The organism is Colwellia sp. MT41 (assembly GCF_001444365.1).
Lineage (GTDB): Bacteria > Pseudomonadota > Gammaproteobacteria > Enterobacterales > Alteromonadaceae > Colwellia > Colwellia marinimaniae.
On the sequence record NZ_CP013145.1, the window covers coordinates 3,738,073 to 3,759,412 of the forward strand.

Genomic DNA, 21,340 nt, shown 5'->3' on the forward strand with positions numbered 1-21,340 from the left:
TTTATAAACATTTTCACCATTTATCGGACCATAGATGCTTTTTCCCCGGACATTAAATTTTACCTTAGTTGTGCTGTTAGCATGTTTGCCAAAATTCGCGCAAGCTGACGCCGATATAAAAAACCCAGCGCCTGAAACTCAAATAATGCTCTGCACAGTAGCTGAATTTGATGATATTGCCACTGACATACCTGAGATTCTGGATGACAAAATCCGTATCTCATCATTACATGCTAGTATTAAACAAGATCAAATAGCTCAATTCACTGGCTCGGTTATTTTGGTCGATAAAAGCCAAAGAATACTTGCCGACCAACTGGCCTTTAATCGTTTGAAAATGCAAATAGAAGCCATTGGCAATATCCATTACCAGGGTAAACAAATTAACATCTTTGCTGACACCCTTAGTGCCAGTAAAATAGATAATGCCACTACCATGACTTCCGCTTCATATCAACTCCATGGCAACCCTGGACATGGCACAGCAGCAAGTTTATCCATAGACGGTGATGGGGTACTAAGTTTAATCGACTCTACCTTCACCACCTGCTTGCAAGAAGTGCCTGACTGGCAAATAAAAGCCGCTGAAATTAATTTATCTGCTAGTGGCGATTTTGGTGAAGCTTATCATGCACAATTTAGGATTTTAGATGTACCAATATTTTATGTGCCCTATTTTTCTTTTCCGATTTCGAAAAAACGTTTGACCGGTTTTCTCTACCCGCAAATAGAAACAACCACCAATACTGGCTTAGAAGTTACCGTGCCGTTTTACCTCAATATTACCGAAAATTTTGATGCCACCATTACGCCACGCTATATGTCTAAACGTGGTCTGCAATTACAAACTGAATTCCGTTATATGATGGCTATGCAATCGGGTCAAATTGATCTTGAATATTTAGATAATGACCAAGCGATAAAGTCTAATAACGACCCACGTTATTTAGCTCGCTTTCAACATGTCGGTACTTTTTCTGAAAATTTCCGTGCTTATGTCGATTATACCACCATCAGTGATGATAATTATTTAGTCGATATTGGCAGTAAGCAATATAACTCAAATGATGCTTACCTCTATCAAACAGGTGAGTTGGCTTACTTTGGTAAGCAATGGCAAGCGAAGTTACAGTTGCAAGATTTTGAAGTATTAGGTGAGCATCAACCAAGTTATAAAACATTACCGCACTTCGAGTTATCAGCCCAACAACCGTTAAACTTTGTCTCGGGTCAATTTGAGCTTTATTCTGAAATAACCAATTTCCAGTCATCAGAAAAAGATCAAGTCGAAGCAAAGCGTTACCATATTGAGGCTGGTTTTATCTTACCAATAGTTAGACCTGCTTGGTTTTTAAATTCCGAAGTTAAATTAATGCACACCTATTACCAGCAAGATAATATTGCTCAAGGTAGTAATTTGGATGAGACTGTCACAAGAACCTTACCTAAGTTACGTATCCACGGTGGTATTAATTTCGATAGAGAGCTAGTTGCTTTTGGGCAAAACTATCGCCATACCCTAGAACCGCAATTACAATACCTGTACGTGCCAGAAAAAGATCAATCTAACATAGGTTTATATGATACCACTCTCTTACAAGATGATTTCCACGGCATATTTCGTGATACCAGTTATAGTGGTTTAGATAGAATCGCAGCAGCGAACCAATATACCTGGGGGATTACCAGCCGATTACTTGATGATGAAAACTTGGAAATAGTGCGAGTTAGTATTGGTCGTATTCAATATTTTGGTGATAACAATACGGGTCTTGCCAATGACCCCCTGTTAACTGATAATGACACCATTAACGATAAGCAATCATCGGTAGCTGCTGACTTGTTTTACCGGATAAATCATCAATGGCAAGTAAGTGGCGATATTCAATATAATACCTTAGAGGACTTTACCAACAAAGGGCAAGTTAAGGTAGATTACCAACTGGATAAATATAACCTGGTACAATTGAACCATCGCTATACTCGTAATGTCTCAGGAGATAGCTTAGAACAAGTGTCGTTATTAACTAGCTTCGCTATTAACAAAAACTGGGCATTTGTTGGCCGTTTAACGCAAGATTTACAACAAAATCGAAGTTTAGAATCATACGCAGGTTTTCAGTATGAAAGCTGTTGTTGGGCCGTACGAATAGCCTATCATCGCCACATTAACTCTAACTTAGACCCAGCTAGCTTTGCTGCAGATGGTCGAGAAGAGTTTGATACTGGCATTAGCATCAAGTTCATCATTAAAGGTTTAGATGGCAAGCAATCAGCGATTGGCACGCAAGAGATGTTTAATAAGAGCATATTTGGTTATAAACGTCCTTATTACTTACAAAATTAGTTTGCAAAATTAACATGAAATATTAGCGCCATTCGAAAATTTAAAATATAAAATATAAAACAAGACCTAAATAATGAAAAATACAATTAAAACAATACTGTTAGTCTCTAGCCTTATCATAAGCGCTATAACACCCGCTCACGCCAATGAAGAGTTACTCGATAGAGTAGCCGCCATTGTTAATGGCGGTGTTGTACTTGAATCAGAAGTGAATGATTTACTTGCCAATATAAAGCGACAAGCTAAAAGCAATAACCAAAGCTTACCTTCTGATAGAGCTTTACGTATCCAAGTGATGGATAAGTTAATTACTGACAGCCTGCTTACTCAAATGGCCCAGCGTATGGGTATCCAGATTAGTGATGCTCAGCTTGATCAAACCATAAGCAATATGGCTAAAGACGATAATATGACCTTAGCTGAATTTCGCCAAAAGGTGATTAGTGACGGCAGTAGCTATGAGAAATACCGAGAGAATGTCCGTACCGAGTTAATTTCTGGTGAAGTAACCCGTAATAGTGTCAGACGCAGAATTTTTATCCCTACACAGGAAATAGCGAATTTAATTACTGTGATGAAGGAGCAAACTACTAATAATATAGAATACCATCTAGGCCATATTTTAATTGAATTCCCGGCTAATGCTAATCAAGAGGAATTAGCCGCGGCAAAAAATCGCGCTAATAAGGTGGTGGAATTACTCAATGATGGCTCAGACTTTGCCAAAATAGCTATTACCTCGTCAGGTGATGCTAATGCCTTAAAAGGTGGTGATTTGGGTTGGAAAAATATTAATGAAATACCGACACTATTTTCAGAGTTAATTAACGAAAAACCTAAGGATACTGTGGTCGGCCCCATCCGTACTGGGTTAGGTTATAGCATAGTTAAAGTTTTAGATATTCGTGGCCTAAAAGTTGTTGAGATTGAAGAAGTAAGAGCTCGACACATATTAATTAAACCCTCAATTATTTTAAGTGATGACAAAGCAAAAGCATTACTACAAGGCTTCTTAAAGCAAATAAATGCCGGTGAAGCCACTTTTGCCGAGTTAGCTAAAGAACATTCCCAAGGGCCGACGTCAGTACGTGGCGGTGATCTAGGTTGGGCAGACCCAACCAGCTACGATCCTGCCTTTAAAAACGCTTTAGCCACAATGAAAGCAGGTGATCTACATAAACCTTTTCGCTCCTCTTTTGGCTGGCATATAATTCAGTTAAATGAACGTCGCATGATTGATGCCACTTCACAAATGAATGAAACCCGTGCTTATCAAATTCTCTTTAACCGTAAATATGGTATGGAGAGTGCTCGCTGGTTGAAAGAAACTAGAGATGAAGCCTACATTGAAATTTTCGAACAGGATAATAAGTAATGACTCTTCGCATTGCAATCACCCCAGGCGAGCCGGCAGGTATTGGTCCAGATATAGTTATTAGTATTGCCCAGCAAGATTGGCCGGTAGAAATGGTGGTACTTGCTTCAAAAGATTTGCTGTTAGAGCGTGCAAAAGCACTCTCTTTGCCATTGACCATAATCGATTATCAACAGCATGTGCCCGCAAGCCCACAAAAAGCAGGCAGTCTAACCGTGCTTGATATTAAGCTTGTACAGCCTAGCATCGCCGGTACATTAAACATTGCCAACGGTACTTATGTGATAGAAACGTTGCGAATTGCCAGTGAAAAGAACATCTCTGGCGAGTTTGATGCCATAGTTACGGGTCCAGTACACAAGGGTCTGATAAACAAAGCCGGTATTGCCTTTAGTGGCCATACTGAATATTTTGCCAACCAAGCTAATTGTACCGACGTAGTTATGATGCTGGCGACAGAGGGCTTAAGGGTAGCTCTAGTCACCACACATATACCATTAGCCTACGTTGCGAAAGCAATCACTACTGAACGTCTACAAAAAGTAACCCGTATCTTACATCACGATTTACAAGAAAAATTCGGCATCAAATCGCCAAAAATTTATGCCTGTGGTCTCAATCCTCATGCCGGAGAAGATGGTCATTTGGGACGTGAAGAAATAGACGTAATGATACCAGCATTTGCCGAGCTGCGCGCCGAAGGTATTGATATCATTGGTCCTTTACCTGCTGATACTATATTTCAAGAGAAATACCTGGCTAAAGCGGATGCTATTTTAGCCATGTACCATGATCAAGGGCTGCCGGTACTAAAATATAAGGGCTTTGGCGCTTCGGTAAATATTACCTTGGGTCTACCTTTTATTCGCACATCTGTCGACCATGGCACAGCACTAGATCTTGCTGGCAAAGGCACCGCAGATTCGGGCAGCTTTATTGAAGCAATGCGCAATGCTATCAACTTAGCTAATAACACATAGTTTAACGAAGAAAGAGTTATGAACGACAAAAAACATTTAGGTCACCAAGCAAAGAAACGCTTTGGACAAAACTTCCTCCACAATGAAGCTGTGATCAGTGACATTGTCGATGCCATTAATCCCGAACCTGGTGAAAACCTGGTAGAAATAGGCCCAGGATTAGGTGCATTAACCGAACCAGTAGTCGAACGTGCAGGTAAAATATCAGTAGTTGAATTAGATAGAGATCTAGCACATAGACTACGCCATCATCCTTTTATCGCGGATGACTTAACCATCTATGAAACAGATGCACTCAAGTTTGATTTTGCTCAACTAGCCACTAAAGAAAAGCCGTTGCGTATTTTTGGTAATTTACCTTATAACATTTCCACGCCGCTTATTTTTCATCTACTTACTTTTAAAGATCAAGTGCAGGATATGCACTTTATGTTACAAAAAGAAGTCGTTGAACGTATGGCCGCAGGACCTCATTGTAAAGCTTATGGTCGCTTATCAATTATGACTCAATACCAATGCCAAGTGTTTCCTGTGATGGAGATTGGCCCTGAGGCATTTAGACCAGCACCTAAAGTAGACTCTGCCATAGTGCGGTTAATCCCTCACGCACATATTGCCAATCCAGTTAAAGATATCAAAGCATTGAATACCATTTGTTTAGCTGCCTTTAATCAACGCAGAAAAACTATACGAAATAGTTTTAAGAAGTTAATTAGCGTAGCGCAGTTAGCTGAGTTAAATATTGATGCCAATTTACGCCCAGAAAACTTAAGCCTTGATGAATATATCAAGCTGGCCAACTTTATTGTTGATCACCCACCTGAGGTCGAGCCAGTAAAAGAAAAGCGCCATATGGCAAGAAATAAATTGGCTCAACGTGCTAATAACAATGGCAATGAGGACTCAGCCTCAGAAGTAGAGTAGCTTATGGCAATTTATCTGGTAGGCGATATACAAGGTTGTTTTAACGAATTAACCGCCCTACTAGTGCAAGTCAATTTTGATGACAACAAAGATATCCTCTATCTTGCGGGCGACCTAGTCGCTCGCGGTCCTGATTCCCTTGCTACCTTACGCTTGGTCAAATCTCTTGGTGAAAGTGCCAAAGTTGTCTTAGGCAATCACGATTTACATTTATTAGCAGTTCATGCTGGCATTAAAAAAGCAAAAAAATCAGACAACTTATCGGTTCTATTGGCTGCGGATGATGTTGATGAGTTAATGACTTGGTTAGCAGCACAACCATTATTACAAAAAATACCTAATATACATTCTCAAACAAAACAGCAAAGTAAAACGACCTATGCCTATATGAGCCATGCAGGGATCTCGCCGCAATGGCAACTAGCAGATGCCATAGAGCAAGCACAGTTCGTCCATACTAAGCTTGCCAGTAAAGAGCGCAATACTTGGTTAGCACATATGTATGGCGAAAAACCTAATAATTGGCAGCAAGCAAAAAGTGACATTGATAAGTTTCGTTATAGCATTAATGCCTTTACCCGCATGCGCTATTGCTTTAGTGACGGCTCACTTGAATTTAGCCAGAAAGAATCTCCTGAACATCATAATATGTCCAATAATATAGTGCCCTGGTATGAGTTATCACAAACTATCAATAATACTGCTTGGGTTTTTGGTCACTGGGCTTCATTAATGGGTCGCTGTTCACACGCTAATATTTATCCATTAGATACGGGGTGTGTTTGGGGGAATCAATTGACCATGCTTCGCTGGCATGATAAAAAACACTTCAGACAAGCAGCAATACTGAGCAGATAAAAACAAAGAATCCATAGCGGATATTTTTTCACTCAGTATAATATTAACCGACGATAGAAATTAAATTAAATATTTCCTATTCCGCGCCGATACAAGCTAAGCTTGATAAATATCAAAACAAATTAACGTATTAACTAGGCAAGTAGCCTACCAATTGGGTGGATTCTATGAATTTAACTGTAGCTGTAAAAATTATTGGTGGCTTCGCCATTATTTCAATTTTACTGATAGTAATTAGTGTCATATCGTTATCTAATTTAAATACCATCAGCGAGTCAACTCAACGACAAAATACTCTGGCAATTCCAACCCTCAAAGCCAGTAATAAACTAGCCCTTGATTTGAGCCAAATGAATAATTTATCGCTAAAAGGCTACTATCAATCGGATCTCACCTTATTAGCCGAAGAGTTGCGCCATTTCAAGAATACTAACAGCCAATTCAGCCAACAAATATCAGATTTGAAACAAATAGTTGCTAGTGAGCAAGACTTATTGGCCAACTTAAATCAAGTTGACCAACTTTATGCTAATTTTTACAATGCCGGCCTTGGCTTATTTAGTAACCATAAAACGAGTATCGTCCAAGAGCAGTTATTAATTGAAAAAATAGATATCTTAGAAGAAAAAGCTGATGATACCGTTATGCTGCTGTTAGATTTAGCAGATCATGAATTGGCGGATACCAAACTTCAACGGACCATAAGCTTGAGTGAACACTTAGAAAATCAATTTAACTCCATTGTCTCTTCTGCTTTCGAATATCGTGATATCTTAGATCCTGGCACTGCCCAACTTATCGAGAGTGAACTGACTCGTAGCATCAGTGCCGCAAAAAAATCAGTTGATGATATTATCACTGAATTAAATATCCATGGTATTAATGACGTATCACAAGAAATAGCCTCAGCCTTTCGTGCCATGCAAAGCCTGTTATCTCATGACAACGGTATCCTTGCTCATAAAACCAGGCAACTTGAAGCCAATAAACGTGCCGCGACAATGTTAGTACAAGAAGAGAAAATTGCTAAGAAAGTTAACAAAATATTAGAGAAACAAATTGAATTAGCCAATAGAGCGACTATTCAAGCTAGTCAATTGGTAGAGAATTCAGTCAGTAGTGGTAGTACACAAACCACAATTATCATGATTATTTCAATTATTGTGGCACTAATTATTGCTAGAGCTACCCTTATTGGTATTACTCGGCCACTAGCACGTGTTAATGAAATGCTTAATACTGTCGCTTCTGGTGACCTATCGATGAAGCTCGATGAAAGTGGCAATGATGAATTTTCTCAGCTATCAAGAAACTGCAATTTATTAATTGATAGCTTACGTAACCTGATTGAAGGTATTGTCAATCGTTCAGCGCAACTTGCTGCAGCGGCCGAGCAAACCTCAGCTGTTACCGCGCAAAGTACCACTGCAATTGAAGAGCAGCGCAATCAAGTAGAACAAGCAGCCTCTGCCACCACTGAAATGAGCAGTACCGCGCAAAGCGTACTGGCAAGTGCTACTGAAGCCTTAAAACAAATAAAGCATGCCGATGACGAAGCTGAGCGTGTTAAAGTTATTTCAGCGAGAAACCGCCAGACCATTGAGCAACTAGCCACCGAAGTTGAATCCGCATCTCAGGTTATCAATCAATTACAACAAGATAGCGCTTCAATCGGCGGAATATTAGATGTAATTCGTGGTATTGCCGAACAAACTAATTTATTGGCATTGAATGCGGCTATTGAAGCCGCACGGGCAGGTGAGCAAGGTAGAGGTTTTGCCGTTGTTGCTGATGAAGTACGGACGTTAGCCAGTAGGACGCAGAAATCAACCGCCGAAATTCAGACCATGATAGAAGCCCTGCAATCGGGTGCGGGTAAAGCAGTAACCGTAATGGATGCTGGCAAAGCGAAAGCCATTGATTGTGTGAGCCAAAGTGAAGAAGCCGACAAAGCACTTGAAATCATAACTCATGCAGTACATGAGGCCTTTGATCGTAGTTCACAAATAGCAACAGCTGCCGAAGAGCAAAGTGTGGTCGCCCATGAAATTAGTGAAAACCTGGAGTCTATTGTAACTATTGCCGAGCAAACCACTGCTGGCTCGCAACAAACAGCAGCATCAAGTAGTGAAGTTGCTCGTTTAGCAGAAGAACTACAACAATCAGTGCAAGAGTTTAAATTATAATGATAATTTTAAGTTGCAAGTAGAAGTTATACTTTAACTTGCAGCTTAAATCATACTTATGGTTGACATGTGGCGCGGTAACTATATAATGCCCCCAGCTTGAAGTTAGTTTATTTTTTTGTACACCATTTCGATGTTATCTCATGCTTACTTAGATAAGATATCTGTAACACGTCCTGATTTATAAGTAATAGCAACTCTTTTCAGCAAACCCGCTGCCTACTTTTTCTTAACGCAATAATGGCAGCACAATTACTCTTAAATATATATAGGATACAGATATGTCTACTACTACTGGTACAGTAAAATGGTTCAACGAAGCTAAAGGTTTTGGTTTTATCGAGCAAGAAAATGGTCCAGACGTTTTTGCTCACTTCAACGCTATCGTTGGTGACGGTTTCAAAACTCTTGCTGAAGGTCAAAAAGTTGAATTCACAGTAACTGAAGGTCAAAAAGGCCCTCAAGCTGAAAACATCGTTGCACTTTAATTTGTAATGTTTATGTTAGTTAACCATTAACTAACATAAAGATGTTAAAAAAGGGACATACCTGTAAAGGATGTCCTTTTTTGTTGCCTGTAATATACTTACTTCTATGCAAGCTGCTTTTGATACAACTTAATCTGCTACAACTTAATCTGCTCAAGCAGCATAAGACACCTTTATTGTACGTTCAACCAGCATTTACTACGTTATCCCCTTTTAAACGCATATGGGCTAGCAGACGCCAAAGATAGTTGCTAAATATTTATACCAATTCCACTAAGCTCTTGCCCGCTTGTGGGGGTAAAATAGCCCAAGACTATGTTGCTCTCAATCCCACATAAGCCAGCTATTGGTCAATCGAGCGCCTGCCCTGCAATATTTTCCCTAAGCACAACAAGATCACAAACTTAATGAAAATGGTATTACTGATAACTTTGCTTTATCTCGTTAAATAGACACAAAAAAGGCCAGTACTTAATAAGCACTCGCCTTATATTTTAATGAAGCGGATGAGCCGCTTACATAGCTTATGATGGCTTAGTCCGCTTTAATACGGGTAATATCTGCACCTAAACCTTGTAACTTACCTTCGATACAAAGGTAGCCACGGTCGATATGATAAATACGGTCAACCTGGGTTGGTGATTTAGCCACTAACCCAGCAATGACCAGGCTGGCTGAGGCCCGTAAATCCGTCGCCATCACTTGTGCGCCATTTAGGCTACTAACGCCCTTAACTATGGCGGTATTACCTTCTAAGGTGATATCAGCGCCCATACGTTGTAATTCTGGTACATGCATAAAACGATTTTCAAAAATAGTTTCAATAACTGTTGCCGTGCCTTCAGCCAAGACATTCATGGTCATAAACTGTGCTTGCATATCGGTCGGGAAGGCAGGGTATGGAGCAGTTGTGATATTTACTGCTTTGGCAGGAGCCGTCATCTCTAGCTCAATCCAATCTTTTCCGGTAGTGATTTTAGCACCCGCTTCTTGTAATTTACTTAATACTGCTTCCAAAGTAGTGGGGTCAGTATTTAAACACCTAATATGGCCTTGAGTAACAGCAGCAGCCACTAAGAAGGTCCCTGTTTCTATGCGATCAGGCATAACTGTGTACTCTGACCCCCTCAGTTCACTGACACCTTCAATGGTTAAGGTCTCAGTACCAGCGCCGGTAATTTTAGCGCCCATACTGGTCAAGCAACTAGCAAGATCAACAATTTCTGGCTCACGCGCCGCATTTTCAATAACGGTAATACCTTCGGCTAACGCCGCTGCCATCATTAAGTTTTCTGTACCGGTAACACTGACTGTGTCCATAAAAATAGTGGCACCCGTTAAACGGCCTTCTTTTTTAGCCACAATATAACCGTCTTCAACGCTAATATCAGCACCCATCAGTTTTAACCCTTGAATATGCAGGTTTACTGGTCTTGCGCCAATGGCACAACCACCGGGCAAAGAAACTTCGGCATGGCCCATACGAGCAAGTAAGGGACCAAGCACTAATATAGAGGCACGCATTGTTTTAACTAAATCATAAGGCGCACGACAAGTATCAATAGTGCTGGCATCAATCATTAAGGTGTCTTCACCAAGCCACTCACTTTTAGCACCTAACTGACCTAATAACTTAACCGTGGTTAAAATATCATTAAGCTGAGGTACATTACTAAACACGATTGGTGTTTTAGATAACAATGCCGACATTAAGATAGGAAGAGCAGCGTTTTTTGCCCCAGAGATCACGACATCGCCGCGTAGTGGTTTACCACCAATAACTTTAAATGCGTCCAAAATAACTACTACTTACTTAAAATGATGAAAAAATATCGAGTCAGTATACACAAAAATGCCTAGCATTAAAAAGCTAGGCATTAAAAATACGATTTAGTAACAACTTAACTTAACTATTGAATAATTTATCACGTTGCCATTGCGCTTTATTAAAGGTTTTCACGGTTATCGCGTGTATTGTGCCATCTTTTATAATATCAGCTAAAGGCTTAAGCACCGCTTGTTGACGTTTAACACGGCTTAAGTCATCAAACATATCACTCACCGCATTAATACGACATTGTGAACCATCAAACTTCACATGCACTTCATCAAGCTCTAGTACCTCATTAATCAATTTACTTACTAATTCTTCAATTTCACCAACTTCCAAGGGAGTCTCCTTTGTTCGTTATTATTAGGGTTACTAATCACATGCTATCGGCAATAAACCGTTCACGCCACTTAAGCTAATCAGTTTAGTTAATTTCTCAGGAATATTACTAAAACTTAATTGGCAAGTGTAACGATAAGCCTGCTCTAAAAGATAAAACAACCAAGCAAGGCCAGCAGTATCAGCTTTACTTACTTGGCTTAAATCAACGTTCACCGGACCATGGGCAAACCAATTAACATATTCACTTTTTTTGATTTCTGCAACACTATGGCGAGTTAACTCACCAGAGATAGTAAGAGTACCATGATTTAGAACTATATTCGCTTTACTCACTATTTACCCTTGTTGTGCTTTTTACCGTGGTGCCGCCTTTGGCTGCACGATTTTTAAAGACAATGTCTTTAGTGCTTTTTCTTTTTAATAACTCAGTCACATAAGGTAGGCCCTTTTGCCTGATCAGACCACTTAACTCTACTTGCTTTGAGTCCAGTAAACTTATTCCTTCTGCCACCATATCAAAGGCTTGCCACTGCTTAGTTTTTTTATTAAGTCTTACTTTGAAAGCGACATTAATATTAGCTCTACCAGACATGATAATGCGTGTATTCACCGCAACTATTCTTTTACCCGCAAAGGATTTTTCTGGAAAAAATTCTACCGGCTGATTATCATATAAAGTAAATACTTGTGCATAAGAGCTAACTAAATATTCACGAAAAACAGGAACAAATGCACGACGTTCCGCATCAGTCGTTTTCTTTAAGTGTTTACCAATGACTTTGAAAGCGGCATATTGATGGTTGATATAAGGCATAAGTTCTTCTCGAACAATATCCTTAAGCAAGTTAGGGTTTGCTCTAATGGCTTGCTGCTCGCTAGCAAAACGCTTAAAGGTCTGTTCGGCAGCACCTCGTATCAGTTTGTAAGGATTACTCTGGTCAATCAGACGTCGTGCAGGCTCTGTCGACAACTTAGTTGCCTGAGCAGGTAGTTTAGTTGCCGCTACTTCACTATTAGCCATCACATTCTGGCTGAGTATAAAACTGATGAGTAGACTAAAAAAAACCTTACCCTTATTATTAAAAAATTTACTTAAACTCACTTACTTACTCCTCACCACTTCCTTGGCTAAATAAAAACTGTCCTATTAATTCTTCTAACACCAAGGCAGGCCTTGTGTCTTCAATATAATCACCTGGTTGTAAAGTATCAACCGAGTCATCAACAAAGCCTGGTTGCAGACCCAGATATTGTTCGCCTAATAAACCGGCCGTTAAGATTGCCACAGAAGTAGCCTCGGATAACTGATTGTACTGAATTTTAATATCAAGGGTCACTACTGGGGTATAGTCTTCGTCATCTAACGAAATATTGCTAACACGGCCAATAACAACACCACCAATTTTAATGGGCGAACGCACTTTTAAGCCACCTATATTATCGAACTTAGCGAAGAGCTGATAACTTTCACCACCAGCACCAAAGCCCGAATTAGCGACCTTCACCGATAACATTAATAAGGCAGCCAGACCTAATGCAACAAATAAACCTACCAATAATTCTACTTTCTTAGACACCATGTCTTTCACCAACGCCTTGTAATAAAAAATTCAATAAAAACATCTAACGGAGTAATTCTTTTAGCTCACTACTTTACGAACATTAGCGCCGTTAAAATAAAATCTAGACACAAAATCAATAATGACGATTGTACCACAGTAGAGGTTGTTGCCCGACTGATGCCCTCAGACGTGGGCTCACAATCATAGCCTTTGTATACCGCTATCCACATCACTACAAAAGCAAAAACAATACTTTTTATAACGCTATTAAGGATATCTTTTTCAAAATCGACTTGTTCTTGCATCACTGACCAAAAAGTTCCGCTATCAACACCCAACCAATTAACACCAACAACATGAGCACCGAGTATGCCTACCATAGAGAAAATTGCCGTTAATAAAGGTAAACTGATAAAACCTGCCCAAAAGCGTGGTGCAATAATTCGCCTTAATGGATCAATGGCCATCATCTCTAAACTTGATAATTGCTCAGTGGCTTTCATTAAACCTATTTCAGCTGTTAATGCTGAGCCGGCACGGCCAGCAAATAATAAACCGGCAACCACAGGACCAAGCTCTCGTAATAACGACAAGGCCACCATAGGGCCTAAGCTAGCTTCTGCGCCATAGCCCACTAGAATAGTATAACCTTGTAAAGCTAATACCATACCAATAAAGGTGCCAGACACTATAATTATCAATAAAGACAAGACACCAACACTATAAAGTTGCTGGATAAGTAAGGGAGTACCTTTACGCACATTAGGCACATGCACTATCGCAGAGACCAACAAGATTACCGCTCGACCTAAACCACTTATCATACTAAGGGTTTGTTTACCTAAATAATGTAACTGCTGCACTATTTTTCGCCTCGAATAAGCTTCATTTACTCACTCTTCTAATAAGTTCATCACGATAAGCAGGTGCTTCATAATGAAAGGGTACTGCGCCATCAGCGTCACCTTGTATAAACTGCTGTACCAAAGGCGAGCTATCTTGACGTATCTGCTCAGGTGTACCATGGCCAATGACTTTCTTTTCAGCAACAATATAAATATAATCAGCAATACTCATCACTTCAGGTACGTCATGTGAAACAACCACTGAAGTTAATCCTAACGCGTCGCTTAATGAACGTATTAACCGCACAATAACCCCCATAGAAATAGGATCTTGGCCAGCAAAAGGCTCATCATACAAGATAAGTTCTGGATCCAAAGCAATTGCGCGTGCTAATGCCACTCGACGAGCCATGCCGCCAGAAAGTTCGCTGGGCTGTAAGTGCCTTGCGCCACGTAAACCAACCGCTTCAAGTTTCATTAAGACGATTTTTTCAATGATATTTTCAGATAATTTGGTGTGTTCACGAATGGGAAAAGCGATATTGTCAAAAACACTCATGTCGGTAAATAAGGCGCCACTTTGAAAGAGCATGCTCATTTGTTTACGTACTTCATATAAATCTGCACGAGATAACAAGGGAATATTTTTTCCAGCAAAGAGTATATTACCACTTTCTGGTTTTAATTGTCCGCCAATTAAACGCAACAAGGTGGTTTTACCTATGCCACTTGGACCCATGATTGCGGTAACTTTTCCCTTGGGAATTGACAGGCTGATATTGTCAAAAATAACTCGCTCACCTCGTTTAAAAGTAAGGTTTTCAATTTCCACCAAGTTTGCTTCAAATGCAGAGTTTATCATTGTTCAACGTCACTGTTTATGTATTGCCTAATTCTACATGGACAAGGCCCGCCATAGAATTGATTTAATAGCCGATGATTTTACCTGAGCAAGAACAATTGTTCATTAACAATTAACCAATAACAGGGTAATAAATGTAAAAGAATTAGGTTAATTTGTAATAAAGTGTTCGTTTTTGCTTAAAAGTAAGACAAAAGAATATTATTTTCCTTTTAGTCGCATTATTTACTTCTTTTTTGCGCTACAACCAGCGACAATTTACCCCCTACCTTGGAGTCATTAATGCTAGAACACATTTTTATATTACTCATTGCCCTTGTGGCATTAGTTTGGAGCGCCGATAAATTCGTTTTTGGTGCATCATCATTAGCGAGAAATTTAGGCATTTCACCAATGATAATTGGTTTAACCATCGTCGCTATGGGCTCTTCAGCACCTGAGATGATGGTAGCTACAACGGCGTCATTACAAGGTAATATCAACACCGCCATTGGTAACGCCATAGGCTCAAATATTACCAACATTGCTTTGGTTCTTGGTATTACCGCCTTGTTAAAACCTTTAACCGTTTCATCACAAACAATAAAACGTGAAATTCCACTTGTTTTAGCCATCACAGCATTAGGATATTGGTTACTCATTGATAACCACTTTAGTTTTTATGAAGGCATTATTTTAATAACTGGTTTTGCTATTTACATCATTGCCCTACTGGTAATTACCCTAAAGAAAACCCAAGGTAAACCCAGTGATGATCCGTTAATTATTGAAGCTGAACATGATGTTGCTCCGGCAGTAAGTATGAAATTAACTTTACTTTGGCTAGGAGTTGGTATCATTGTATTACCATTAAGTGCGAGCTTTTTGGTTGATTCTTCGGTATTTATTGCTAAAGCTTACGGTATTAGTGACTTAGTTATTGGCTTAACCATTATTGCTATAGGTACTAGCCTACCTGAGCTCGCGGCGTGTATTATGAGTATTATCAAAAAGGAAGACGATTTAGCCTTAGGCAATATCATTGGCTCAAACATCTTTAATATTTTAGCGGTATTACCCATAGCGGCTCTTATTGCTCCAGGCGATATTGATAGTTTAGCCGCCAGTAGGGACGCCCCCTATATGTTAGGTGTTACTTTATTGCTATTTTTCTTATGTTTCAGTCGCCGTATGGGTGCATTTAGAATTACTCGTGCAAAAGGCGTATTATTACTGTTAAGCTTTATTGCTTATCAAGTGTTACTTTTTGGCCAATTATCATCATAAGAGCTGATATAAATTAATCATTATGAAAAATTTCAAACAGTTAGCAAAAAACGTAATTGAGATTGAGCAGCAAGCCATTGCTGAATTAGTGCAATATATTGATGATAGCTTTGAACTTGCCTGCCAACTCATGTTCCATTGTAAAGGTCGAGTGATCGTTATTGGTATGGGCAAGTCAGGTCATATTGGCGGTAAAATAGCCGCGACCCTCGCCAGTACCGGTACACCCTCATTTTTTGTCCACCCTGGCGAAGCCAGTCATGGCGATTTAGGTATGATCACCAGCAATGATGTCGTCTTGGCCATCTCCTATTCAGGCGAAACCAGTGAAGTGCTCGCCATCATCCCGGTTATTAAACGCATTGGCGCGAAATTAATTTCAATGACAGGTAATACTGATTCGACCCTAGCTAAATTAGGCGATACCCATATTTGTATTAAGGTCTCCGCTGAAGCTTGTCCCCTTGGTTTAGCCCCAACATCAAGCACTACAGCAACCTTAGTGATGGGCGACGCGTTAGCTGTCGCTTTACTTAATGCTAGGGACTTTACCGCAGAGGATTTTGCCTTATCACATCCTGGTGGTAGTTTAGGTAAGCGCTTATTATTACGCTTAAATGATATTATGCACCAAGACGAACGTGTGCCAGTGGTTACTGAACATGCTCTTATCAAAGATGCCTTGGTGGAAATGTCATTAAAGGGTTTAGGCATGACTGCGATAGTGAATGATGAGCAAAAATTAGTTGGCTTATTTACTGATGGCGATCTTCGCCGGGTATTAGATAATAGAATAGATATACACAGTGATAGTATCAGCACGGTAATGACGCTCAACCCGCAGGTTGCGCAAAGTGACATGCTCGCTGCGCAGGCCTTAAAAATAATGGAAGATAAAAAAATTAACGGACTAATTATTGTCGATAACAACAATATCCCCGTTGGTGCCATGAATATGCATGATCTATTACGTGCTGGAGTACTTTAATGAATACCTTATACGGAGAGGTGCAAAGCAACATTCTAGCTAAAGCTGAAAAAATAAAGTTACTCGTTTGTGATGTTGACGGCGTATTTTCTGACGGTAGAATATATCTGGGTAACGATGGTGAAGAGCTAAAAGCATTTCACACAAAAGATGGCTTTGGCATAAAAGCCTTAGGTGCTAGTGGTGTTGCTGTTGCTATTATTACTGGCAGAAACTCTACTATCGTGGCCAATCGTATGAAAGCTTTACAGGTAGCCCATATTATTCAAGGTCAAGAAGATAAATTACCGGCATTAATTGACTTAGCTCAGCAATTAAATATTGACCTTACAGAGGTAGCCTACATAGGTGATGATGTCCCTGATTTATCTTGTATTAAAACTGTTGGCTTAGGAATTAGTGTATTCGATGCTCATCCGCTAGTATTACGGGGCGCTGATTACACTACTTTTACTCGCGGCGGTTTTGGCGCTGTGCGGGAAATATGTGACTTAATTATGCAAAGTCAAGGTAACTTGGACCACGCTACAGGCGCTAGTGTATGAGCCGATTAAATAGCCTAGCGCTATTTGTTTTACTGCTTAGCGCACTAATCTATGGCATTATTGAATGGCGCACGGCATCAATAGAGCAAGATACTTTAATCGTTGATGAACAGCGCCCTGACTTTATCGCCGAGAAACTACAAAGTAAAATTTATAGTAAATCGGGACAATTGTCTCACACCATTGAAGCAGAACGAATGGAACATTATGCAGATTTGGAGGTGAGTTACTTTGAAGCGCCACTTTATACTTTATATCCACAAAAACAAGGTAAACCGTGGAAAATTAGTGCCCAAGAAGCAACACTGTACAAAGATAATCGTGTTGAATTGAAAAGGCAGGTGCTTATTCAAGCAACTGAAATTGATAGCTTAATAAAAGAGATTCACTGCAAAGAAATCGTATTAGATTTAAAAACCAACATTATTAGTTCAGAGCAAGCCGTTATTGTGGTCGGCAGGGATTTCACCATGTACGGCTCAGGATTAATTATCGATTTGAACACTAAACAAATGACCCTAACCCAGCATGAACGCACAATTTATAAGAAACATGATGATAGCTAATTTATACCAAAGTACCTTGAAAGTACTAGCCCTAACTTGCAGCCTATTCTTATTTACTAATGCCCACGCGGCTAAAAAAGATTTAGAGCAAGAAATTACCATTAAATCACAACGACAATCTGCCGACCTTAAAAACAAAATTGCCAGTTATTTAGATAATGTCAGTATTAGACAAGGCTCTATTTCCATTACCGCAGATATAGTTAAGGTATTTAGTCGTATTGATAAAAAAACCGGTGAAAAAAATGATACCTATTTAGCCAAAGGAAATCCTGCCACCTTTGAGCAGCGACTAGAAGACGGTAGCTTAATTAGCTTACAAGCCGATGAAATAACCTATACCCCTAACGCTCATATGATCAAGATTTCAGGTAATGCGCTGGTCAAGCAAGCGGGTAGTGAGGTCAGTGGTGATATAATCACTTATAATACCTTAAGCGAAAAACTAGAAGCACAGGGCTCTGATAACCAGTCTGTTACCACCATACTGCAACCAACAATATTAAAGAAACAAAAAGAAACTCACGAAAAGTCTAAAGCGGAACAATCCGCTGATAACGTAATTGAGCAAGAAGCAGATAAAAAAGGTAATGGCAGTGGCTACTAATATCGATAGTAAACCCTCGGTAAACACGTTAATTGCCGAGGGTTTATCTAAGTCCTATAAAAATAGACAGGTTGTTAAAAATGTCAGTTTACAAGTTAATGCTGGGCAAATAGTTGGCTTATTAGGACCCAATGGCGCTGGCAAAACCACCTCCTTTTATATGATTGTTGGCTTAGTCCCCAATGATGGTGGCACTATCAAACTCAATGGCCAAGACTTAACACTTATTCCTATGCATGAAAGAGCCCGCATGGGCATAGGTTATTTACCGCAAGAAGCATCAATTTTTAGAAAACTCACCGTTAGTGATAATATCATGGCTATCTTACAAATACGTAAAGAGCTTACTGAAACACAACGCGCGGAAAAACTTGAACACCTGTTAGAAGAGTTTCATATTTGTCATATCAAAGATAATACCGGCATGAGCTTGTCAGGTGGTGAAAGACGACGCGTTGAAATTGCCCGAGCATTAGCGGCTGAGCCACAATTTATTTTATTAGATGAACCCTTTGCTGGTGTTGACCCTATTTCGGTTGGCGACATTAAAAAAATAATATTACAATTAAAAGAGCGCGGCATAGGTATATTAATCACCGACCATAATGTTAGAGAAACTTTAGACGTTTGTGAGCATGCCTATATCGTTAGCCACGGTGAAATAATTGCCCAAGGCAATGCCGAGCAAATTCTTGCTAATCAAAAAGTGAGAGATGTATACCTTGGCGAACAATTCACGCTATAGTAAGGCTATACTAAAGCGAAAATGACTAGCTTTAAGCAGAACAATTTAAGAGCAAAGTAGTGATAGATTAGCAAACTATAACTACTAAGAATAATAAATAGGAAATCATATAACCTAGATGCGACCTACACTACAGCTCCGTATTGGACAACAATTAACCATGACTCCGCAGTTGCAACAAGCAATCAAGCTGTTGCAACTGTCAACGTTAGAATTACAACAAGAAATTCAAGAAGTATTAGAGAGCAATCCATTACTTGAGCTTGATGAAAAAGTTGAAAATGAAAATACTAGCGATGAAAACAATCTTGAAGAAGCATTTACAACCAGTGTCTCTGAAACTAACACTGAGCTGACAACAAGTGACGGGAGTGAAGAGCAACCAGCAAGTATTGACGAAATCAGTACCACTGAGGCCATGGAAAAAAAGGAAATACCCGAAGAACTAAATATCGATACCACCTGGGAAGAAAGTTACAGTGCTGGCGTTTCAAATACCGGCGCAGTTAGTAGCCCTGCCGATGATTATACCTATCAAGGGGAAACCACGGACTCCATTCAAGATCATCTATTGTGGCAAATGGAATTAACGCCTTTCACTGATACCGATAAAACCATCGCTATTGCCATTATTGAAGCAGTTGATGATGCCGGTTATTTAACCGTATCACCAGAAGAAATTCTAGAAAGTGTCGGTACAGAAGGGCTAGAGCAGGATGAAGTTGAAGCGGTCTTAAAACGTATTAATATGTTTGACCCTATTGGCGTCGCTGCTCGCTCAATTGCTGATTGTTTACTTATTCAGTTGAATCAATTTAGTGCTGATACCCCTTATCTGAAAGAAAGTAAACTCATTATCAATGAACATATTGATTTACTTGGTAACCGAGATTACCGTCAGTTAATGCGTAAAACCAAATTAAAAGAAGATCAACTGCGTGAAGTTATGCGTTTAATTCAAAGCTTAAATCCTCGTCCAGGTGATGCGGTAATTAAAGGTAATAACCAATACGTTATTCCTGATGTTACCGTTGAAAAGAAAAATGGTCGCTGGGTGGTTGAGTTAAATTCGGACACGGCACCAAAACTCTCTATTAATAAGCAATATGCGGCCATGTCTAAAACAATGAAATCATCAACTAATGATGGTCAATTTATTAGATCAAACTTGCAAGAAGCCAAATGGTTTATTAAGAGCTTAGAATCTCGTAATGACACCTTACTCAAGGTGTCCAATTGCATAGTTCAGCGTCAGCAAGGATTTTTAGAGCATGGTGCTGAAGCCATGCTTCCTATGGTGCTCAATGATATTGCTGAAGCTGTTGATATGCACGAATCCACCATATCTCGAGTGACCACGCAAAAATACATGCACACACCAAGAGGGATTTTTGAGTTAAAATACTTCTTCTCCAGCCATGTTAGTACCGAAAATGGTGGTGAATGTTCATCGACCGCAATTCGTTCTTTAATTAAAAAACTTATCTTAGCGGAAACACCTGCTAAACCGTTAAGTGACAGCAAAATGGCTGATATACTGGCCGAGCAGGGAATAAAAGTGGCGCGACGGACTATTGCTAAATACCGAGAATCATTAGCGATACCACCATCAAACCAACGTAAGAGTTTACTTTAAAACACTACCATAAAAGGATCATGCTTATGCAAATTAATCTTTCTGGCCATCATGTAGAAGTAACAAGTTCATTACGAAAATATGTTGATAGCAAGTTCTCAAAACTAGAACGACATTTTGATCATATCAATAATATTCATGTCGTACTTACCGTAGAAAAGCTTAACCAAAAAGCAGAAGCCAATATCCATATTAATGGCGGTGAAGTGTTTGCCTCAGCAGTTAACGGCGACATGTATGCTTCTATTGATACTCTAGTTGATAAACTTGATCGACAAATCCTTAAGTATAAAGGTAAGATAGCTCAGCACTAAGCTTAGCTAAATCATGAATACGCTTTAAAGTAATTAAAGCCGATAAATCTGGCGCCCTAAGCTAAATGAATTA

General features: G+C 39.6%; 22 protein-coding genes. 15 read left to right on the forward strand and 7 right to left on the reverse strand.

Annotated elements, in window-relative coordinates; all coding sequences use genetic code 11:
• The first annotated feature begins 34 nt into the window (after positions 1 to 34).
• From CMT41_RS15805 to CMT41_RS15835, 7 genes are all read left to right on the forward strand, one after another.
• A complete protein-coding gene (locus CMT41_RS15805; RefSeq protein WP_057182567.1) occupies positions 35 to 2,347 on the forward strand; it encodes an LPS-assembly protein LptD in 2,313 nt (770 codons plus the stop codon).
• A 73-nt stretch (positions 2,348 to 2,420) separates the two neighbouring features.
• Positions 2,421 to 3,722: a peptidylprolyl isomerase SurA gene (surA, locus tag CMT41_RS15810; protein WP_057182569.1), complete on the forward strand. Its 1,302-nt coding sequence runs from the start codon at positions 2,421 to 2,423 to the stop codon at positions 3,720 to 3,722.
• On the forward strand, positions 3,722 to 4,702 hold the full coding sequence (gene pdxA / locus CMT41_RS15815; RefSeq protein ID WP_057182571.1) for a 4-hydroxythreonine-4-phosphate dehydrogenase PdxA: 981 nt from the start codon (positions 3,722 to 3,724) through the stop codon (positions 4,700 to 4,702). The genes surA and pdxA overlap by 1 nt, the downstream gene beginning before the upstream one ends.
• 18 nt (positions 4,703 to 4,720) lie before the next feature.
• On the forward strand, positions 4,721 to 5,626 hold the full coding sequence (rsmA, locus tag CMT41_RS15820) for a 16S rRNA (adenine(1518)-N(6)/adenine(1519)-N(6))-dimethyltransferase RsmA (RefSeq protein WP_057182573.1): 906 nt from the start codon (positions 4,721 to 4,723) through the stop codon (positions 5,624 to 5,626).
• A gap of 3 nt (positions 5,627 to 5,629) precedes the next feature.
• Complete coding sequence (locus tag CMT41_RS15825; RefSeq protein ID WP_058027805.1) at positions 5,630 to 6,484, forward strand: symmetrical bis(5'-nucleosyl)-tetraphosphatase; 855 nt, start codon at positions 5,630 to 5,632, stop codon at positions 6,482 to 6,484.
• A gap of 167 nt (positions 6,485 to 6,651) precedes the next feature.
• Positions 6,652 to 8,670 (forward strand): methyl-accepting chemotaxis protein, encoded by a 2,019-nt coding sequence (locus tag CMT41_RS15830; protein ID WP_058027806.1) that lies wholly within the window; start codon positions 6,652 to 6,654, stop codon positions 8,668 to 8,670.
• 281 nt (positions 8,671 to 8,951) lie between these two features.
• Entirely contained in the window at positions 8,952 to 9,158 is a 207-nt protein-coding gene (locus CMT41_RS15835; RefSeq protein ID WP_057182578.1) for a cold-shock protein, read from the forward strand.
• Positions 9,159 to 9,692: 534 nt separating this feature from the next.
• On the opposite strand, the gene murA is transcribed toward CMT41_RS15835, so the two are convergent.
• The 7 genes from murA to mlaF all read right to left on the reverse strand — a co-directional run bounded on the left by murA (position 9,693) and on the right by mlaF (position 14,600).
• A complete protein-coding gene (murA, locus tag CMT41_RS15840) occupies positions 9,693 to 10,955 on the reverse strand; it encodes a UDP-N-acetylglucosamine 1-carboxyvinyltransferase (RefSeq protein ID WP_057182580.1) in 1,263 nt (420 codons plus the stop codon).
• Positions 10,956 to 11,064: 109 nt separating this feature from the next.
• A complete protein-coding gene (locus CMT41_RS15845; protein ID WP_058027807.1) occupies positions 11,065 to 11,328 on the reverse strand; it encodes a BolA family protein in 264 nt (87 codons plus the stop codon).
• 33 nt (positions 11,329 to 11,361) lie between these two features.
• Entirely contained in the window at positions 11,362 to 11,664 is a 303-nt protein-coding gene (locus CMT41_RS15850; RefSeq protein WP_057182583.1) for an STAS domain-containing protein, read from the reverse strand.
• Positions 11,657 to 12,433, reverse strand: a complete 777-nt coding sequence (locus CMT41_RS15855; protein ID WP_058027808.1) for an ABC transporter substrate-binding protein — start codon at positions 12,431 to 12,433, stop codon at positions 11,657 to 11,659. Before CMT41_RS15855 ends, CMT41_RS15850 begins: the two co-directional genes overlap by 8 nt.
• A 4-nt stretch (positions 12,434 to 12,437) precedes the next feature.
• Positions 12,438 to 12,911: an outer membrane lipid asymmetry maintenance protein MlaD gene (gene mlaD, locus CMT41_RS15860; protein WP_057182587.1), complete on the reverse strand. Its 474-nt coding sequence runs from the start codon at positions 12,909 to 12,911 to the stop codon at positions 12,438 to 12,440.
• Positions 12,912 to 12,979: 68 nt separating this feature from the next.
• A complete protein-coding gene (gene mlaE / locus CMT41_RS15865; protein ID WP_082606586.1) occupies positions 12,980 to 13,756 on the reverse strand; it encodes a lipid asymmetry maintenance ABC transporter permease subunit MlaE in 777 nt (258 codons plus the stop codon).
• Positions 13,757 to 13,778: 22 nt separating this feature from the next.
• The gene (gene mlaF, locus CMT41_RS15870) at positions 13,779 to 14,600 is read right to left on the reverse strand and encodes a phospholipid ABC transporter ATP-binding protein MlaF (protein ID WP_057182591.1); all 822 of its coding nucleotides are present in this window, start codon (positions 14,598 to 14,600) and stop codon (positions 13,779 to 13,781) included.
• A 282-nt stretch (positions 14,601 to 14,882) separates the two neighbouring features.
• On the opposite strand from mlaF, the gene CMT41_RS15875 reads away from it, so the two are divergent.
• From CMT41_RS15875 to hpf, 8 genes are all read left to right on the forward strand, one after another.
• Positions 14,883 to 15,866: a calcium/sodium antiporter gene (locus CMT41_RS15875; protein ID WP_057182593.1), complete on the forward strand. Its 984-nt coding sequence runs from the start codon at positions 14,883 to 14,885 to the stop codon at positions 15,864 to 15,866.
• Positions 15,867 to 15,888: 22 nt separating this feature from the next.
• Positions 15,889 to 16,854 carry a KpsF/GutQ family sugar-phosphate isomerase gene (locus tag CMT41_RS15880; RefSeq protein ID WP_057182595.1) on the forward strand — a complete coding sequence of 322 codons (966 nt, stop codon included), beginning with the start codon at positions 15,889 to 15,891 and terminating at the stop codon, positions 16,852 to 16,854.
• Positions 16,854 to 17,399, forward strand: coding sequence for a 3-deoxy-manno-octulosonate-8-phosphatase KdsC (kdsC, locus tag CMT41_RS15885; protein WP_057182597.1), 546 nt, complete (start codon positions 16,854 to 16,856; stop codon positions 17,397 to 17,399). The genes CMT41_RS15880 and kdsC overlap by 1 nt, the downstream gene beginning before the upstream one ends.
• Positions 17,396 to 17,965, forward strand: coding sequence for an LPS export ABC transporter periplasmic protein LptC (gene lptC, locus CMT41_RS15890; RefSeq protein WP_057182598.1), 570 nt, complete (start codon positions 17,396 to 17,398; stop codon positions 17,963 to 17,965). The genes kdsC and lptC overlap by 4 nt, the downstream gene beginning before the upstream one ends.
• On the forward strand, positions 17,928 to 18,572 hold the full coding sequence (gene lptA, locus CMT41_RS15895) for a lipopolysaccharide transport periplasmic protein LptA (RefSeq protein WP_232299977.1): 645 nt from the start codon (positions 17,928 to 17,930) through the stop codon (positions 18,570 to 18,572). Before lptC ends, lptA begins: the two co-directional genes overlap by 38 nt.
• A complete protein-coding gene (lptB, locus tag CMT41_RS15900) occupies positions 18,562 to 19,317 on the forward strand; it encodes an LPS export ABC transporter ATP-binding protein (protein ID WP_231733088.1) in 756 nt (251 codons plus the stop codon). The genes lptA and lptB overlap by 11 nt, the downstream gene beginning before the upstream one ends.
• Before the next feature lie 118 nt (positions 19,318 to 19,435).
• Positions 19,436 to 20,953: an RNA polymerase factor sigma-54 gene (locus CMT41_RS15905; protein ID WP_057182603.1), complete on the forward strand. Its 1,518-nt coding sequence runs from the start codon at positions 19,436 to 19,438 to the stop codon at positions 20,951 to 20,953.
• 26 nt (positions 20,954 to 20,979) lie between these two features.
• Positions 20,980 to 21,267, forward strand: coding sequence for a ribosome hibernation promoting factor (gene hpf / locus CMT41_RS15910; protein ID WP_057182605.1), 288 nt, complete (start codon positions 20,980 to 20,982; stop codon positions 21,265 to 21,267).
• The last annotated feature ends 73 nt before the right edge of the window (positions 21,268 to 21,340 follow it).

Coding starts and splice junctions, on each gene's coding strand:
- CMT41_RS15830 (WP_058027806.1), top strand. CDS start 6,652: ATGAATTTAACTGTAGCTGTAAAAATTATTGGTGGCTTCGCCATTATT.
- pdxA (WP_057182571.1), top strand. CDS start 3,722: ATGACTCTTCGCATTGCAATCACCCCAGGCGAGCCGGCAGGTATTGGT.
- mlaF (WP_057182591.1), bottom strand. CDS start 14,600: ATGATAAACTCTGCATTTGAAGCAAACTTGGTGGAAATTGAAAACCTT.
- CMT41_RS15875 (WP_057182593.1), top strand. CDS start 14,883: ATGCTAGAACACATTTTTATATTACTCATTGCCCTTGTGGCATTAGTT.
- CMT41_RS15880 (WP_057182595.1), top strand. CDS start 15,889: ATGAAAAATTTCAAACAGTTAGCAAAAAACGTAATTGAGATTGAGCAG.
- CMT41_RS15825 (WP_058027805.1), top strand. CDS start 5,630: ATGGCAATTTATCTGGTAGGCGATATACAAGGTTGTTTTAACGAATTA.
- rsmA (WP_057182573.1), top strand. CDS start 4,721: ATGAACGACAAAAAACATTTAGGTCACCAAGCAAAGAAACGCTTTGGA.
- CMT41_RS15805 (WP_057182567.1), top strand. CDS start 35: ATGCTTTTTCCCCGGACATTAAATTTTACCTTAGTTGTGCTGTTAGCA.
- surA (WP_057182569.1), top strand. CDS start 2,421: ATGAAAAATACAATTAAAACAATACTGTTAGTCTCTAGCCTTATCATA.
- lptA (WP_232299977.1), top strand. CDS start 17,928: ATGAACGCACAATTTATAAGAAACATGATGATAGCTAATTTATACCAA.
- lptC (WP_057182598.1), top strand. CDS start 17,396: ATGAGCCGATTAAATAGCCTAGCGCTATTTGTTTTACTGCTTAGCGCA.
- kdsC (WP_057182597.1), top strand. CDS start 16,854: ATGAATACCTTATACGGAGAGGTGCAAAGCAACATTCTAGCTAAAGCT.
- mlaD (WP_057182587.1), bottom strand. CDS start 12,911: ATGGTGTCTAAGAAAGTAGAATTATTGGTAGGTTTATTTGTTGCATTA.
- hpf (WP_057182605.1), top strand. CDS start 20,980: ATGCAAATTAATCTTTCTGGCCATCATGTAGAAGTAACAAGTTCATTA.
- CMT41_RS15905 (WP_057182603.1), top strand. CDS start 19,436: ATGCGACCTACACTACAGCTCCGTATTGGACAACAATTAACCATGACT.
- CMT41_RS15835 (WP_057182578.1), top strand. CDS start 8,952: ATGTCTACTACTACTGGTACAGTAAAATGGTTCAACGAAGCTAAAGGT.